The organism is Micromonospora sp. NPDC005806, assembly GCF_042871425.1.
GTDB lineage: Bacteria > Actinomycetota > Actinomycetes > Mycobacteriales > Micromonosporaceae > Micromonospora.
The window spans coordinates 34,053-49,725 of the sequence record NZ_JBIAIL010000008.1 but is presented as its reverse complement, the minus strand read 5'-3'; the positions used below and the strand labels follow the sequence as shown (position 1 = coordinate 49,725).

General features: G+C 73.4%; 11 protein-coding genes. 4 read left to right on the top strand and 7 right to left on the bottom strand.

The features are described 5' to 3' along the window. Positions 1 to 40: 40 nt before the first annotated feature. Positions 41 to 1,072 (bottom strand): 3-isopropylmalate dehydrogenase, encoded by a 1,032-nt coding sequence (locus tag ACFYOS_RS11425; protein ID WP_387138677.1) that lies wholly within the window; start codon positions 1,070 to 1,072, stop codon positions 41 to 43. 224 nt (positions 1,073 to 1,296) lie between these two features. Here ACFYOS_RS11425 and ACFYOS_RS11420 point away from each other — a divergent pair, with 224 nt between their 5' ends. Further along, a complete protein-coding gene (locus ACFYOS_RS11420) occupies positions 1,297 to 2,172 on the top strand; it encodes an FAD:protein FMN transferase (protein ID WP_387138674.1) in 876 nt (291 codons plus the stop codon). A gap of 334 nt (positions 2,173 to 2,506) precedes the next feature. Next, positions 2,507 to 2,863, top strand: a complete 357-nt coding sequence (locus tag ACFYOS_RS11415) for a hypothetical protein (RefSeq protein WP_387138671.1) — start codon at positions 2,507 to 2,509, stop codon at positions 2,861 to 2,863. Between the two features lie 61 nt (positions 2,864 to 2,924). Here ACFYOS_RS11415 and serA read toward each other — a convergent pair whose 3' ends face one another. The 5 genes from serA to ACFYOS_RS11390 all read right to left on the bottom strand — a co-directional run bounded on the left by serA (position 2,925) and on the right by ACFYOS_RS11390 (position 11,069). After that, the gene (gene serA, locus ACFYOS_RS11410; RefSeq protein WP_387138668.1) at positions 2,925 to 4,523 is read right to left on the bottom strand and encodes a phosphoglycerate dehydrogenase; all 1,599 of its coding nucleotides are present in this window, start codon (positions 4,521 to 4,523) and stop codon (positions 2,925 to 2,927) included. Positions 4,524 to 4,863: 340 nt separating this feature from the next. After that, a complete protein-coding gene (gene ilvC / locus ACFYOS_RS11405; protein ID WP_387138665.1) occupies positions 4,864 to 5,877 on the bottom strand; it encodes a ketol-acid reductoisomerase in 1,014 nt (337 codons plus the stop codon). A 56-nt stretch (positions 5,878 to 5,933) separates the two neighbouring features. Continuing rightward, positions 5,934 to 6,449, bottom strand: coding sequence for an acetolactate synthase small subunit (ilvN, locus tag ACFYOS_RS11400; RefSeq protein WP_387138662.1), 516 nt, complete (start codon positions 6,447 to 6,449; stop codon positions 5,934 to 5,936). 120 nt (positions 6,450 to 6,569) lie between these two features. Continuing rightward, positions 6,570 to 8,504, bottom strand: a complete 1,935-nt coding sequence (locus tag ACFYOS_RS11395; protein ID WP_387138659.1) for an acetolactate synthase large subunit — start codon at positions 8,502 to 8,504, stop codon at positions 6,570 to 6,572. 180 nt (positions 8,505 to 8,684) lie between these two features. Further along, positions 8,685 to 11,069: a putative bifunctional diguanylate cyclase/phosphodiesterase gene (locus ACFYOS_RS11390; protein ID WP_387139106.1), complete on the bottom strand. Its 2,385-nt coding sequence runs from the start codon at positions 11,067 to 11,069 to the stop codon at positions 8,685 to 8,687. A gap of 129 nt (positions 11,070 to 11,198) precedes the next feature. Between ACFYOS_RS11390 and ilvD the strand changes: the two genes are divergently transcribed. Next, entirely contained in the window at positions 11,199 to 13,046 is a 1,848-nt protein-coding gene (gene ilvD / locus ACFYOS_RS11385) for a dihydroxy-acid dehydratase (protein ID WP_387138656.1), read from the top strand. A 445-nt stretch (positions 13,047 to 13,491) separates the two neighbouring features. Beyond that, positions 13,492 to 14,214 (top strand): hypothetical protein, encoded by a 723-nt coding sequence (locus tag ACFYOS_RS11380; RefSeq protein WP_387138653.1) that lies wholly within the window; start codon positions 13,492 to 13,494, stop codon positions 14,212 to 14,214. A gap of 218 nt (positions 14,215 to 14,432) precedes the next feature. Here the strand turns inward: ACFYOS_RS11380 and ACFYOS_RS11375 are convergent, their stop codons facing one another. Then, on the bottom strand, positions 14,433 to 15,617 hold the full coding sequence (locus tag ACFYOS_RS11375) for an ROK family transcriptional regulator (RefSeq protein WP_387138650.1): 1,185 nt from the start codon (positions 15,615 to 15,617) through the stop codon (positions 14,433 to 14,435). Positions 15,618 to 15,673 lie beyond the last annotated feature (56 nt).

The window sequence follows — 15,673 nt, the reverse complement described above, 5'->3', positions numbered from 1 at the left end:
CGGGTCTGGCGGCCCGGATCCGGGCCGTGTGACGGCCCGGTCAGGCTACGGCGTACCCGGCGAGCCGGTCGCCGACCTCCTCGGTGCGCACCGGCGCGCCCGGCGTACGGCCGGCCAGCTCGCTGGCGACCGCGGCGGTCACCCGCGCGGCGGCCTCGGCGTGGCCGAGTTGGTCGAGCAGGAGCGCGGCGGAGAGCACCGCGGCGACCGGGTCGGCGACGCCCCGGCCGGCGATGTCCGGCGCGGAGCCGTGCACCGGCTCGAACATCGACGGGTAGTGGCCCTCCGGGTTGATGCAGCCGCTGGCCGCCAGGCCGATGCCGCCGGTCACCGCGGCGGCGATGTCGGTGAGGATGTCGCCGAAGAGGTTGTCGGTGACCACCACGTCGTACCGCTGCGGGTTGGTCACCAGGAACATCGCGGCGGCGTCGACGTGCTGGTATTCGGTGGTCACGTCGGAGTGCTCGGCGGCGACCGCCTCGAAGGCCCGCGCCCAGAGCGAGCCGGCGTGGGTCAGCACGTTGGTCTTGTGCACCAGGGTCACCTTGCGCCGCTCGCGGCGGCGGGCCCGGGCGAAGGCGTCCCGGATCACCCGCTCCACGCCGTGCCGGGTGTTCAGGCTCTCCTCGGTGGCCACCTCGGCCGGGGTGTCCCGGTGCAGCGAGCCGCCGGCGCCGGCGTACAGGCCCTCGGTCCCCTCGCGGACCACCACCAGGTCGACCTCACCCGGCTTCACGGCGGCCAGCGGGCCGGGCACGCCCGGCCAGAGCCGGGACGGGCGGAGGTTGACGTACTGGTCGAAGGCGAAGCGGAGCTTGAGCAGCAGGCCGCGCTCCAGCACCCCCGGCGGCACGGTCGGGTCGCCGACCGCGCCGAGCAGGATGGCGTCGTGCCCGGCCAACTCGTCGAGGACCGAGTCGGGCAGCACCTCGCCGGTGCGGTGGTAGCGCGCCGCGCCGAGGTCGTACTCGGTGGCCGCCACCCCTGGGAGCACGGCGTCGATGACCTTGCGGGCCTGCCCGACCACCTCGGGTCCGATCCCGTCCCCGGCCACCACCGCGATCCGTGCCACCTGGCGCTCCTCACCTCGTCGTCCCTGCGCAACGGTACGTCGCCGTCCCGGCTCCCGGTACGCGCCTTCCAACATTCGGGAAATCCGCCTGCTCAGCAGGTTCCCAGGTGACATTCATGGGGCGGTCAACTCCGCACCCTAGGGTCGAGGGCGAGCGGGTCGACGGGGGCCCGGGACCGGCTTCGCCGTGGCGCTGCGGCGTCGCCAGTGAGGGAGCAGGTGCGATGCGGATCGACGAGCAGCGGCGGGCCCGCTGGACCGACGAGCAGCCACGGAACCGGTGGATCGACCAGTCGGCCTTCCTCAGCCGCCGCCCCGACCTGCGCCTCGGCGCCCGCAGCCACCGGGTGGACCGGGCCGGTGGCGGCGCCGTCGACCGGATCAGCGTCCAGCACACCGTCCGCACCTCCACCGCCGAGTACACCCTGCTGCTCAACGCGCCGGAGTGGCTGGGCCGCCGGGGCGCCGGGGAGGCACTGCGGGACGCGGTCGCCGAACTGCGGGCCATCGACCTCACCTACGGGCCGAACCGGCCGGACAGCCTGGTCTCGAGACTGCGGCGGGGCGAGATCGGCCCCGAGTCGTACCCCCCGCTGGCCGACCTGGTGGACCGCTGCGCCGCCATGCGGGCGGCGACCGACGGGTGGTTCGACGCCTGGGCGGTGCCGGGCGGCTTCGACCCGGGCGGCCTGCTCGGCGGCTGGGCGGTGGAACGGGCCGCGGCCCGGCTGCGCGCCGCCGGCGTCCACGACTACGCCGTGGTCTGCGGCGCAGACCTCACCGTACGCGGCCACGCCGCACACGGCGGTCCGTGGCGGGTGGCCGTACACCATCCGACGGACGCCCACCGGGCGCCGCTGGTGCTGGAGATGACGGCCGGCGCGGTGGGCACCTCCGGGGTGACCGGGCGCCGGGGACACGTGGTGGACCCGCACACCGGCGAGCCGGCCGACCAGTTGGTCGCCGCGACGGTGGTGGGACCGGACCTCGCGGTGGCCGACGCCTACGCCACCGCCCTCTACGCCGCCGGTCCGGCCGGACTGGCCTGGTTCCGCAACGGCTCGGGCTACCGGGCGCTCTTCGCCCACCGTCGGCGCTGACAGCCGGCCGTCGCCTCGTCTTCGCACCCGGGACGCGGCCCGCGATCGGCCCCCACGGTCTCGGCAACGACCGTGGGGGCCGGTCAGCGACGAGTGCGCGTGGCTCGCGCAACCGAGGGGTGCGGGCCGGTGGGCCGAACGCCCGACCGCGCCACCCGAAGACGGGCCGGAGTCTCAACTCAACCAGTGACCGCACGGGTACGCTAGCGAATCGACGCAACTCGACGCAAGAGTCTCCACAGCGGACCGTCGGGCACCGAAATCCGGCCTCACCTCACTGGCCTGCCACAGGGCAGGGGTGACGGCGCGGACCCGGGATGGCACGCTGTCCGCCGTGAGTTTCGATCTGAGCGTGTGGGCCCTGCCGTCCGGGGCCACGCCCAACGACGTACGGGCAGCGGTGCGGCGGTGCCGCGAGGGGCGGCACGGCGACCAGTACCCCGACCCGAGGGTGGTCGGCTTCTACCGGGCGATCACCGCCGCCTATCCGGACCGCCCGGCGGGGCCGGGCAGCCCTTGGGAGGTCACCCCGCTGCACGCGGCCAGCGACCACGTGGAGCTGAACCTCGTCCCCACCTGCGAGGACCAGGTGCTGCTCGACATCGAGCGGCTGGCCGGCGAGCACGACCTGATGCTCTTCGACGCGCAGGACGGTTCGGTCTACCCACCGCCGGCCCGCGTCACCCCCTGACCGACCGACGCGACGCGGGGCCCGGCCGACCGGCCGGGCCCCCGATCCGTCCTGTCCGGACCTACTCGTCGCGCAGGTCGGCGGCGCTGGCCGCGACCGCGCCGATCGAGTCGGCGGCCGAGCTGAGCAGGTCCGCGCCGAGCGCCTGGTCGACGGTGAGCGTCATCAGCGTCTCGCCGCCGGCCTCGCGGCGGGCGACCTGCATGGCGGCGATGTTGACGCCGGCCTCGCCGAGCAGGGTGCCGACGGTGCCGACCACGCCCGGCCGGTCGACGTAGCGCAGGAAGACCAGGATGCCCTCCGCGCCGATCTCCACGTCGAAGCCGTCCACCTCGGTCAGCTTGAGCACGTCCCGGGCGCCGGCCTGGGTCACCGTGCCGGAGACGCTGACCGTCCGGCCGTCCGGCAGCGCGCCGCGTACGGTCACCAGGTTGTGGTGGTCGACCGTCTCGGCCAGCGTGGCCAGGGTGACCTCGACGCCGCGCTCGGCGGCCAGGTGCGGCGCGTTGACGTAGGTGACCTGCTCCTCCACCACCGAGCTGAACAGCCCCTTGGTGGCGGCGAGCTTGAGCACCGAGACGTCGTGGTTGACGATCTCGCCGCGCACCTCGACGGTGACGCTGGCGGCGACCCCGCCGGCCACCGCGGTGAAGGCCCGGCCGAGCTTCTCGGCCAGCGGCAGCAGCGGCCGGACGTCCTCGGCGACCACGCCACCGGCCTGCACGTTCACCGCGTCCGGCACGAACTCGCCCTGCAGCGCCAGCTTGACGCTCTTCGCCACGGCCAGGCCGGCCTTGTCCTGCGCCTCGTGCGTGGAGGCGCCCAGGTGCGGGGTGGCCACCACGTTGTCGAAGGCGAACAGCGGCGAGGAGGTGCAGGGCTCCTTCGCGTACACGTCGACCCCGGCGCCGGCGACCCGGCCCTCGGCGATCGCGTCGGCCAGGGCCTGCTCGTCGACCAGTCCGCCCCGGGCCGCGTTGACGATCCGGACGCCGGGCTTGACGGTCGCCAGCTCCTTCTCGCCGATCAGGCCCATCGTCTCCGGGGTCTTGGGCAGGTGGATCGAGATGAAGTCGCTCTCCCGCAGCAGCTCCTCCAGCCCGACCAGGCGGACGCCGAGCTGGGCGGCGCGGGCCGGCTGGATGTACGGGTCGTACGCGATCAGGCGCGTGCCGAAGGCGGCGATGCGCTGGGCGAACAGCACACCGATGCGACCGAGGCCGACCACGCCGACGGTCTTGCCCTGGATCTCCACGCCGGTGTACTTCGACCGCTTCCACTCCCCCGCCTTCAGCGCGGCGCTGGCGCTGGCGGTGTTGCGGGCGACGGCGAGCAGCAGCGCGACGGCCTGCTCGGCGGCGGAGACGATGTTGGAGGTGGGAGCGTTGACAACCATGACGCCCCGCGCGGTGGCGGCCGGCACCTCGACGTTGTCCAGGCCGACGCCGGCCCGGGCGACCACCTTCAGGCGCGGCGCGGCGGCGATCGCCTCGGCGTCGATCTGGGTGGCGCTGCGTACGATCACCGCGTCGGCGTCGGAGAGGGCGGAGAGCAGCGCCGGACGGTCGGTGCCGTCGACGTGACGCACGTCGAAGTCGTGCGCGAGCACCTCGATGGCGGCGGGAGCGAGTTCTTCGGCGATCAGTACGACAGGATTCATCGGTCCTCGTAGACGCTCGGGTTCGGTCGGTCCGGGGGCGTCGGGACGCCGCGATGCGCCCTGCGCCGATCCGTGCCATGGCCGTCAGGTGCTGGCTAAGCACCTGTAAGGGATCGTAAGGGGCGGTCCGGGCGGCGTGTCCCGGACCGCGGGGTGAGGGCCCTCACACAGGGTGGTGGCACGCGCGTCATCGGCCGTTCATCCGCCCGGAGGGGGCGAGGCGTCGGTCACCCGGTCCCATCAAGTGGGCCCGGCGGGCGCGGGAGTGACGCGGCCCGTGGCCCGACGCCGGGGAGAGCGTCGGATCACGGGCCGCGTCGGGTACGGCCCGACCCGGGGGTCAGGCGGTCTCGGTGATGGGCCGGTCGACCCAGCTCATCATGGCCCGCAGCTTCTGCCCGGTCTCCTCGATCGGGTGCGCCGCGCCCTCGGCCCGCCACTTGGCGAAGTTCGGCCGGCCGGCCTCGTCCTCGGCCACCCACTCGCGGGCGAACTCGCCGGACCGGATCTCGCCGAGGATCTTGCGCATCTCCTCCTTGACCCGGGCGTCGATGACCCGGGGGCCGCGGGAGAGGTCGCCGTACTCGGCGGTGTCGGAGATGCTGTAGCGCATCCGGGCGATACCGCCCTCGTACATCAGGTCGACGATGAGCTTCAGCTCGTGCAGGCACTCGAAGTAGGCCACCTCGGGCGCGTAGCCGGCCTCGGTGAGCACCTCGAAGCCGGTCTGCACCAGCGCCGCCGCGCCGCCACAGAGCACCGCCTGCTCGCCGAAGAGATCGGTCTCGGTCTCCTCGGTGAAGGTGGTCTTGATCGCACCGGCCCGGGTGCCGCCGATCGCCTTGGCGTACGCCAGGGCCAGGCCGAAGGCGTTGCCGCTGGCGTCCTGCTCGACGGCGACCAGGCAGGGCACGCCCTTGCCGTCGACGTACTGGCGGCGGACCAGGTGGCCCGGGCCCTTCGGGGCGACCATCGCCACGTCCACGTCGGCGGGGGGCTTGATCAGGCCGTACCGGATGTTGAAGCCGTGACCGAAGAAGAGCGCCTTGCCGGGGGCCAGGTTGGGGGCGATCGACTCGGCGTACAGGCCGCGCTGGGCGGTGTCCGGCGCCAGGATCATGATCACGTCGGCCTCGGCCGCCGCCTCGGCCGGCGTGAGCACGCGCAGGCCCTGCTCCTCGGCCTTCGGCCGGCTCCTGGAGCCGGCGGGCAGGCCGATCACCACGTCGACGCCGGAGTCCCGCAGCGACAGCGCGTGGGCGTGGCCCTGGCTGCCGTACCCGATCACCGCGACCTTGCGGCCCTGGATCACGCCCAGGTCGGCGTCGTCGTCGTAGTACACCTCAACGCTCATTTGCTTCCCTTTCATACGGCGGTCCGGGCGGCCCGCCGGTGGACGGTGCGGTTGGGTCAGGCGGCGCGCAGCGCCGGGCCGGCGGTGATGGAACGCGAGCCGCGCCCGATCGCCACCGTGCCGGACTGGACCATCTCCTTGATGCCGAACGGCTCCAGGTCGCGCAGCAGCGCGTCGAGCTTGTCGGGGGTGCCGGTGGCCTCGATGGTCAGCGTGTCCGGAGCGACGTCGACCACCCGGGCGCGGAACAGGCTCACCGTCTCCAGCACCTGGGCGCGGGCGTTGCGGTCCGCGCGGACCTTGACCAGCAGCAGCTCCCGGGCCACCGAGACCTGCGGGTCCAACTCCACGATCTTGAGCACGTTGACCAGCTTGTTGAGCTGCTTGGTGACCTGCTCCAGCGGGGACGACTCGGCGTTGACCACGATGGTGATCCGGGAGACGTCCGCGTTCTCGGTCTCGCCCACGGCGAGGCTGTCGATGTTGAAGCCGCGCCGGGAGAACAGCCCGGAGACCCGGGCCAGGACACCCGGCTTGTTCTCCACCAGCACGGACAGGGTGTGCATGGTCATGGCAGTGCCTTCCTCGTCATGCCCTCATGGCCCTCGCTACGCTCGGTGCATTCGGTCATGGCAGTGCCTTCCTCGTCATGCCCTCATGGCCCTCGCTACGCTCGGTGCATTCGGTCATGACTACAGCTCGTCCTCGTCGAAGGCGGGGCGGACGCCCCGGGCGAACATGATCTCGTCGTTGCTGGTGCCGGCGGCCACCATCGGCCAGACCATGGCGTCCTTGCCGACCACGAAGTCGATGACCACGGGGGCGTCGTTGATCGCCATGGCCGCCTCGATGGTCTTGTCCACGTCGGCGGCGTTCTCGCAGCGCAGCCCCACGCAGCCGAGCGCCTCGGCCAGCTTGACGAAGTCCGGGATGCGGTGCTTGTGGGTGCCCAGCTCGGTGTTGGAGTAGCGCTCCCCGTAGAACAGGGTCTGCCACTGCCGGACCATGCCCAGGTTGCCGTTGTTGATCACGGCGACCTTGACCGGGATGCCCTCCAGCGCGCAGGTGGCCAACTCCTGGTTGGTCATCTGGAAGCAGCCATCGCCGTCGATCGCCCAGACCGTGGTGTCCGGCTTGCCGACCTTCGCGCCCATCGCCGCCGGGACGGCGTACCCCATGGTGCCGAGGCCGCCGGAGTTGAGCCAGGTGTACGGCTTCTCGTACGAGATGAACTGGCTGGCCCACATCTGGTGCTGGCCGACGCCCGCCACGTAGACGGTGTCCGGGCCGGCGATCTCGCCCAACCGCTTGATCACGAATTGCGGGGAGAGGGTGCCGTCGGCCGGCTCGTCGTACCCGAGCGGGTAGCGATTGCGCAGGTCGTCGAGCTGGGTCCACCAATCATCGAGGTCGGTGGCCGGTCGGGCGGCCCGCTCGCTGCTGACCGCGGCGATCAGCTCGTCGATCACGTGCCGGGCGTCGCCGACGATCGGCACGTCCGCGTGCCGGTTCTTCCCGATCTCGGCGGGGTCGATGTCGGCGTGCACGACGGTGGCGTCTGGGGCGAACGAGTCCAGCTTGCCGGTGACCCGGTCGTCGAAGCGGGCCCCGAGCGCGACGATCAGGTCGGCCTTTTGCAGGCCGTAGACCGCGGCGACCGTGCCGTGCATGCCGGGCATGCCCAGGTGCTGCCGGTGCGTGTCGGGGAACGCGCCGAGGGCCATCAGGGTGGTGACCACCGGGATGCCGGTCTGCTCGGCCAGCCGGCGCAGCCCCTCGGTGGCCCCGGCCTTGAGCACGCCGCCGCCGACGTAGAGCACCGGGCGGCGGGCGGTGGTCATCAGCCGCGCCGCCTCGCGGATCTGCTTGCCGTGCGGGTGCAGCGTCGGCCGGTAGCCGGGCAGGTCCAGGGTGGGCGGCCAGGCGAAGGTGGTCTGCGCCTGGAGCACGTCCTTGGGGATGTCCACCAGGACCGGGCCGGGCCGGCCGGTCGAGGCCAGGTGGAACGCCTCGGCGAGGACCTGCGGGATCTCGTCGGCGGTCTGCACCAGGAAGTTGTGCTTGGTGATCGGCAGGGTGATGCCCTGGATGTCGGCCTCCTGGAAGGCGTCCGTGCCGATCGACGGACGCGCGACCTGGCCGGTGATCGCGACCAGCGGCACCGAGTCCATGTACGCGTCGGCGATCGGGGTGACCAGGTTGGTCGCGCCCGGGCCTGAGGTGGCCATGCAGACGCCCACCTTGCCGGTGGCCTGGGCGTATCCGGTGGCGGCGTGCCCGGCGCCCTGCTCGTGGCGGACCAGGATGTGCCGGACGGTGGAGTCGTAGAGCGGGTCGTACGCCGGCAGGATCGCACCGCCGGGGATGCCGAAGACGACGTCGACGCCGAGCGCCTCGAGCGACCGCACCAGCGAGCCGGCGCCGGAGACCTGCGCCGGCGCAGGCCGCCGTTCGGTCGCGGTGCGTCCGTCCGCGCCGGCCGGGGCGCCCGTTCCCCCTACGGCCGGGGCGGCCGGGGCGGACCCGTTGCGGGGGGCGGGGGCTTGGTCGGTGTCACCCGCCGGCTCGGTGGCCGGGCGGGCTCGCCGGACGGAGTTGGCGAGGGTCTCTGGCGTGGGTCTCGTCATGGCGGTTCAGGCCTTCGGCTGGAGTGGGTGATGCGCTTCTCAGGATGGAACGCGGGCGTCCCGGCGGTGGTCCGACGGCAACAAAAAAGCCCACGTGCAGATGCACGGGGCCAGCGCACTCTCGCTCAGGGAGAGTGCGCTCAGGTAAGTACTCGCAGCGACCGGTTCGACGACATGCGGCTAAGCCTGACGCATCTCACGCGATGAGTCAACTGATCCCACATTCTGGTTAACGGACGTGGGCGTGTCAGGCCCCGACGCACCCTCGGCGGCCCTCGCCACCTGCGAAGATCCCTCGTTCGAGGGACGCGGAGCGGGCACCGACGCGGGTGGATTCGACCGCAACCGCGGCAGCGTGGCGGGCCGGGCGCCGGGCGAGGTGGCCGCCTCCAGCATCGCCTCCAGGTGCTCGGCCGGCACCCCCCAGCCGAAGAGCGCGCCCTGCCCGAACCGGCAGCCGGCGGCGACCACCGCGGCCAGTTCGGTGGGGTTGGTCACGCCCTCGGCGATCACCTCGAGGCCGAAGTGGTGCCCGAGGCGCATCACGATGTCGACCATCGGGGCGAACGCCGGACCGTCCCGGCCGACCGGCCGGACCGGCTCATGCTCGGCGACCAGGCCGTGGTCGATCTTGAGGATGTCGATCGGCAGCCGGCGCAGCTGACCGAGCGAGGAGTAGCCCGCCCCGAAATCGTCCAGCGCGATCCGCACCCCGGTGATGCGCAGCGCGCTGAGCCGGCGGATCAGCTCGTCCAGGTCGGTGGCGACGGCGTGCTCGGTCACCTCCAGCACCAGCCGCTGCGGCGGTACGTGGTGGGCGCGCAGCGCGTCGGCGACCTGGACCACGTACTCCGGGGCGTGCAGCTCGTGCGGCGAGACGTTCACCGACACCCAGACATCGTGGCCGTCCGCCAGCCAGCGGGAGAGCTGATAACAGGCCTGGTGCAGCACCCAGGCGCCCAGCTTGGAGATCATCCCGCACTCCTCGGCGAGCGGGATGAACTCGTCCGGGCGGACGTTGCCCAGCTCCGGGTGGTGCCAGCGGAGCAGCGCCTCCGCGCCCACCGGGCGGACCGAGGGCAGCGACGCCACCGGCTGGAAGGCCAGCCGCAGCTCGTCGCGCTCGATCGCACCGCGCAGCTCGTGCTCCAGCATGGTGCGCCGGCGCAGCAGCTGGTCGTACGTGGCGTCGTAGCGCTCGATCCGGTTCTTGCCGCGCTGCTTGGCGTAGCGCAGCGCCAGGTCGGCGTTGCGCAGCAGCAGCTCGACGTCGGTGTCGCCGCAGTCGGCGGCCACCCCGATACTGACCGAGAGGAAGACCGGGGCGTCCGCCTCCCCGTACGGGCGGCCGAGCACCGCGAGCAGCCGCTCGGCGACCGGGCCCGGGTCGCTCCCGCCGTGCATCAGCACCGCGAACTCGTCCCCGCCGAGCCGGGCGGCCAGGTCGCCGGGGCGCAGGTTGCCGCGCAGCCGCCAGCCCACCTCGGCCAGCACCGCGTCCCCGACGTCGTGTCCGCGCAGGTCGTTGACGTTCTTGAAGCCGTCCAGGTCCAGCCCGAGCAGCACGCACGGCACATCCGCGTCGGCGCAGCGCTGCAGCGCCCGCAGCAGCCCGCGCCGGTTGGCCAGGCCGGTGAGCGGGTCGGTGTGCGCCAGCGCCCGGAAGTGGGCCTCCCGCTCGGCCAGCCGGCCGGCGTACCCCCGGACGTCGTTGAGGGCGAGGTACTGCCGGGCCACCAGGGCGAAGCCCTCGACGCTGCCGGCGACGATGCCGAACGCGTCGAACCGCCCGCCCTGCACGAGGTGGTACATCGCCGAGGCGGCCATCGCGAACATCGGCACGAAGGCGTACTCGCCGTCCCGGCGGATCAGGTCGACGTCGACCTGCCCGGGGAGATCCACCCGGTGCACGGCCAGCGCGGTGGTGAGCAGGCCGGCGGCGAGCATCGCCGCGCCGGTGACCGCCATGCCGGGCCCGCCCTGGCAGAGCCCGGCGGAGAGACCGAGTCCGCCGCTGGTCACCGCGGTCACGCCCGCGCCGAGCAGGGCGAGCCGGCCGCGCGGCGGGGCGGCCCGGAGCACCATGATCAGGGTGAGCCCGGCGGTGAACGCGGCGCTCATCGTGGGCAGCACGATGGGTAGGCAGGCCACCGGGGTGGCCGTGCCGAGCAGCCGGGTGGGCGCGGTGAAGACGACCCAGCCGACGAACCAGAGCGCGCTCGCCATGATCAGGCCGTCGAGCAGCAGCCGGGCGGTGGCCGCCCGGGTGGCCGCGGCGCCGGGCAGCCGGACCAGGGCGAGGCCGAGCGCCGCGCCACCGAGCGTCATGCCCACCGAGACGAGGGTCGCCCAACCGGTGCGCTGCCCCTGCTGGTGCGCCCAGTGGTCGCCGGCGGCCAGCAGACCGGTGAACCCGACCAGGAGGCTGAGCAGCGCGGCACCGGCGGCCGCGGCGAGCAGCACGTACGCCTGCCGGTGCGCCCGGACCCGCCGGCGGGCGGTCGCGGCCAGCAGCGCGGTGGCGCCGGCGGCGACGAGCCCGCTCAGCACCGCGACGGCGACCATGCCCGGGGGGAGATGCACGACCTCAACTCTGCCGGATGTCCGCACCCCGTGGGGGACGAGGTGCGCAACTGTTGGGACACGACCGCCGCGCCGGGGGGTTGCCGCGCCGACGGTGCCAGACTGGTAGTCATGCCTGAGCTGCGGTCGAAGACCTCCACCCACGGTCGGACGATGGCCGGCGCCCGGGCCCTGTGGCGGGCCACCGGGATGACCGACGACGACTTCGGCAAGCCGATCGTCGCCATCGCCAACAGTTTCACCCAGTTCGTGCCCGGCCACGTACATCTCAAGGACCTCGGTGGCCTGGTCGCCGACGCGGTGGCCGAGGCCGGCGGGGTCGGCCGGGAGTTCAACACCATCGCCGTGGACGACGGCATCGCGATGGGGCACGGCGGCATGCTCTACTCGCTGCCCAGCCGCGAGTTGATCGCCGACGCGGTGGAGTACATGGTCAACGCGCACTGCGCCGACGCCCTGGTCTGCATCTCCAACTGCGACAAGATCACGCCGGGCATGCTGCTGGCCGCGCTACGGCTGAACATCCCGACCGTGTTCGTCTCCGGCGGGCCGATGGAGGCCGGCAAGACGGTGGCGATCGAGGGCGTGGTCCACTCCAAGATCGACCTGATCGACGCGATGATCGCCGCGTCGAACGAGGCGGTCACCGAGGACCAGCTCGGTCAGATCGAGCGCTCCGCCTGCCCGACCTGCGGCTCGTGCTCCGGCATGTTCACCGCCAACTCGATGAACTGCCTGACCGAGGCGATCGGCCTGGCGCTGCCCGGCAACGGGACGACCCTGGCCACCCACGCCGCGCGCCGGTCGCTCTTCGTCGAGGCCGGCCGCACCGTCGTGGAGATCGCCAAGCGCTGGTACGACTCCGACGACGCCTCGGTGCTCCCCCGCTCGATCGCCAACCGGGCCGCCTTCGAGAACGCGGTCGCCCTGGACGTGGCGATGGGCGGCTCGACCAACACCGTGCTGCACCTGCTCGCCGCCGCCCGCGAGGCGGAGCTGGACTTCGGCGTGGCCGACATCGACGCCATCTCCCGCCGGGTGCCGTGCCTGGCGAAGGTCGCGCCGAACTCGCCGCAGTACCACATGGAGGACGTGCACCGGGCCGGCGGCATCCCGGCCATCCTCGGCGAGCTGGACCGGGCCGGCCTGCTCAACCGGGACGTGCACGCCGTGCACTCGCCCGACCTGCAGCGGTGGCTGGCCGACTGGGACGTGCGGGGCGGCTCGGCCACGCGGGAGGCGGTGGAGCTGTTCCACGCCGCCCCGGGCGGGGTCCGCACCACCGAGCCGTTCTCCACCACCAACCGCTGGTCGTCCCTGGACACCGACGCGGCCGGCGGCTGCGTCCGGGACCGGGAGCACGCGTACAGCGCGGACGGCGGGCTGGCCATCCTGCACGGCAATCTCGCGCCGGAGGGCTGCGTGGTGAAGACCGCCGGGGTGCCCGAGGAGTGCCTCACCTTCCGCGGGCCGGCCCGGGTCTTCGAGAGCCAGGAGGCCGCCGTCGAGGGCATCCTCAACAAGTCGGTCAGCGCCGGGGACGTGGTGGTGATCCGGTACGAGGGCCCCAAGGGCGGCCCCGGCATGCAGGAGATGCTCTACCCCACCTCGTTCCTCAAGGGTCGTGGGCTGGGCCGCTCCTGTGCGCTGCTCACCGACGGGCGGTTCTCCGGCGGCACCTCCGGGCTGTCCATCGGGCACGTCTCGCCGGAGGCGGCCTCGGGTGGGCTGATCGCGCTGGTGCGGGAGGGCGACGAGATCGTCATCGACATCCCGGCCCGGTCCATCCACCTCAACCTGCCGGACGACGAACTGCAGGCCCGCCGGGTCGCCGAGGAGAAGCGGGACCGCCCGTACACCCCGGCCGACCGGCAGCGGCCGGTGTCGGCGGCGCTGCGCGCGTACGCCTCGATGGCCACGTCGGCCAGCGATGGCGCGTACCGGCGGGTGCCGGAGTGAGCGGCGGGGCTCCGGCGGTCGGCCTCCGGAGCCCCCTGACCTCGCCGCTGCCCCGCGGCGTCTCGGGCGCCGGCCGTGCTGCTCGGCGACGAGACACAGCTTGAGGGACGCTGTCGAGCTGACATCACCAACGACTCACTGTCGCTCCTCCTCGCCCTCGGCACGCATCCGCCGACCCCGCATGGCGGCCGGTGAGTCGTTGACGACATCAGCTCCACAGCAAGCGGACGACTCGCTGTCCTGCCCGAGCGCGGAGCGCGCGGCACGATCGGCCGAAGGCGGCACGGTCGGCCGTAGGAGGAAGCGGCGGCGGCCCGGGCAGCTCAGTCGGTGCTGGTGGCCGAGCCGAGCACCACGTCGCCGGCCGGGTCGAGCCGGTCGGACCGGCCCGATGCCGGAGCAGCCGGCCCACGGCGCGTCCCGCCGCCCGGTAGGGTCCGGCGGCGTGGAGACGACGGTGAGCTACGCGCGACTGATCCGACCGGTCATCGACCGGGTGTACGTGGGCGCCCGCTGGGCGGCCCGGGCCCGAATGGAGGCGTTCTACGCCGAGCGGGGCGTGGACCTGGGCTACGAGAACAGCTTCTTCTCCGGCGTGCTGGCCCGGCCGATGCCGGCCGGAGCCCTCGCCGACGCGCTGGTGTACACCGACGGTGACATGGACCGGGAGCTGGCCCAGGGGGTGACCAAGGTGGACGCCGAGAGCACCTGGCACCTCACCGAGCTGGGCCGGGAGCTGGCGCTGTTCGCGCAGCGGGCGACCGCAGAGGCCGCCGAGGAGCTGTGGTCCGACAAGCCCGGCATGCTGCCCGGCCTGGCCTCGGTGCCCCGCCTGGCCGAGCTGGTCGGCCGGGTGCTCGAGCACGGGCTGGCCACCGGCGGTCCGGCGTTCCACGCCATGACCCCGCCGTACGAGCCGGCCGACGCGTCGCCCGTGACGCTGCTGGTCACCCGGCTCGGCTCGCTGCGCCACCACCGCGCCGACGCGCACCGGGCGGCGTGGCGGGCCACCGGGCTGACCGCCGCCGAGATCCGGGCGCTGCCCGACGGGCCGGCGCGGGCGGCGATCGAGGCCGAGACCGACCGCCGCGACGAGCCCGCATATGCGGTGCTCAGCGACGCCGAGCGGTGGGAGCTGCTGGCCGGGTTGGGCGCGCTGCCCGGTTAGCCGCCGACCGACCCGCGCCGGCCAGGGCGATCGTCCGGGCGTGGCGGATGGCGGCGGGGGTGTCCGGGAAGACCAGGCCCTCGCGGCGCAGCTCGCCTGCGACGCCGAGGGCGCTGAGCACCTGGTCGTGGCCGGGGTGATGCCGGAGAGCAGCCCAGTGATCCCCCGGCATCGCCGCCGATGCGCCTCGATCGGCCGGGGGCGACGCCGGCCCGGGTTCAGGACGGATCGACGACGCGATCGATGACCAGCTGCGCGGCGCCCATGATGCCGACGTCCGGCCCGACGGTCACCCGCTCGATCAGCAGCGACTCGGTGGCCAGCGGCAGGCACCGCTCGTACAGCGTGCCCCGCAAGCTGGCAAGCAGCGGTTCACACTCGGCGAGCCGACCGCCGATCGCGACGACCTGCGGGTTGAAGAAGTTCACCACCACGGCGAGTATCTCGCCGATCGAGCGGCCGGCCCGCCGGGCCAACGCCGTGGCCTGGGGGTCACCGTCCTCGATGAGCCGCATGACACTGGTCAGGTCATCGACCGGCAGGCCTTGTTCGCGCAGCGCCGCGACCAGCGCGGCACCGCTGGCCACCGCCTCCAGGCACCCGGTGTTGCCACAGCTGCACAGCGGGCCCGATTCGGCCACCACCCGGCAATGGCTGATGTCCCCCGCCGAGCCCTGCGCGCCCCGGTGCAGCCGCCCCCCGGAAATGACCCCGGCGCCGATGCCGGTGCCCGCCTTCACATAGACGGCGTGCTCGAGGTCGGGGTGGATGGCGTGGTGCGCGCCGAGGGCCATCAGGTTGGCGTCATTGTCCACGACGACCGGCACGTCCGCCCTCAGGCGGCAGAAGTCGGCGACGTCGAAACCGTTCCAACCGGGCATCCGGGACGGGCCGACCACCCGACCGGTGCCGTGCTGGACCGGGCCCGGGATGCCGAGGCCGATGCCGCGGAGGCTTCTCCCGCGGGACTCGGCCCCGCCGGGCACGGCCCCGTCCGCACCCGCCGCCATCGCCTGCACCTCGTCGAGCAGCGGGCCGAGCACGACCTCCGGCCCGTCCTCGATCTGGACCGGCAGGGTGCGCGCCTCGACCACCTGGCCGGTCAGGTCGAGGGTGCCGATGCGTGCATGGTGCGCGCCGAGGTCGATCGCACCGACGACCGCCCGGCCGGTGGGCACGGCGAGCTGGCGGGGTCGTCGCCCGCCGCGCGACTTGCCCGCGCCCGCCTCGGTGAGCAAGCCCTCGCTGATCAGGGCCTCGACCCGCTGCGACACGGTCGAGGGCGACAGCCCGGAGACCCGGGCGAGGTCCGCACGACTGACCGCCGCTCCGCTGGCGACCAACCGGAGCAGTTCGCGCGTGCCGCCCCGGGGAGCGTCACGCGGTGCGTCGTCAATCGTCACGCCAGGTTCTTAGCACCCCAGCTTTCTTCCGGCAAGCTGTTGACTTGGTTTCGTCT

Excerpts from the sequence above, each read along its gene's own strand:
- ilvC (WP_387138665.1), bottom strand. The coding sequence starts at position 5,877 with ATGAGCGTTGAGGTGTACTACGACGACGACGCCGACCTGGGCGTGATC.
- ilvN (WP_387138662.1), bottom strand. The coding sequence starts at position 6,449 with ATGACCATGCACACCCTGTCCGTGCTGGTGGAGAACAAGCCGGGTGTC.
- ilvD (WP_387138656.1), top strand. The coding sequence starts at position 11,199 with ATGCCTGAGCTGCGGTCGAAGACCTCCACCCACGGTCGGACGATGGCC.
- ACFYOS_RS11390 (WP_387139106.1), bottom strand. The coding sequence starts at position 11,069 with ATGGTCGCCGTCGCGGTGCTGAGCGGGCTCGTCGCCGCCGGCGCCACC.
- ACFYOS_RS11420 (WP_387138674.1), top strand. The coding sequence starts at position 1,297 with ATGCGGATCGACGAGCAGCGGCGGGCCCGCTGGACCGACGAGCAGCCA.
- ACFYOS_RS11395 (WP_387138659.1), bottom strand. The coding sequence starts at position 8,504 with ATGACGAGACCCACGCCAGAGACCCTCGCCAACTCCGTCCGGCGAGCC.
- serA (WP_387138668.1), bottom strand. The coding sequence starts at position 4,523 with ATGAATCCTGTCGTACTGATCGCCGAAGAACTCGCTCCCGCCGCCATC.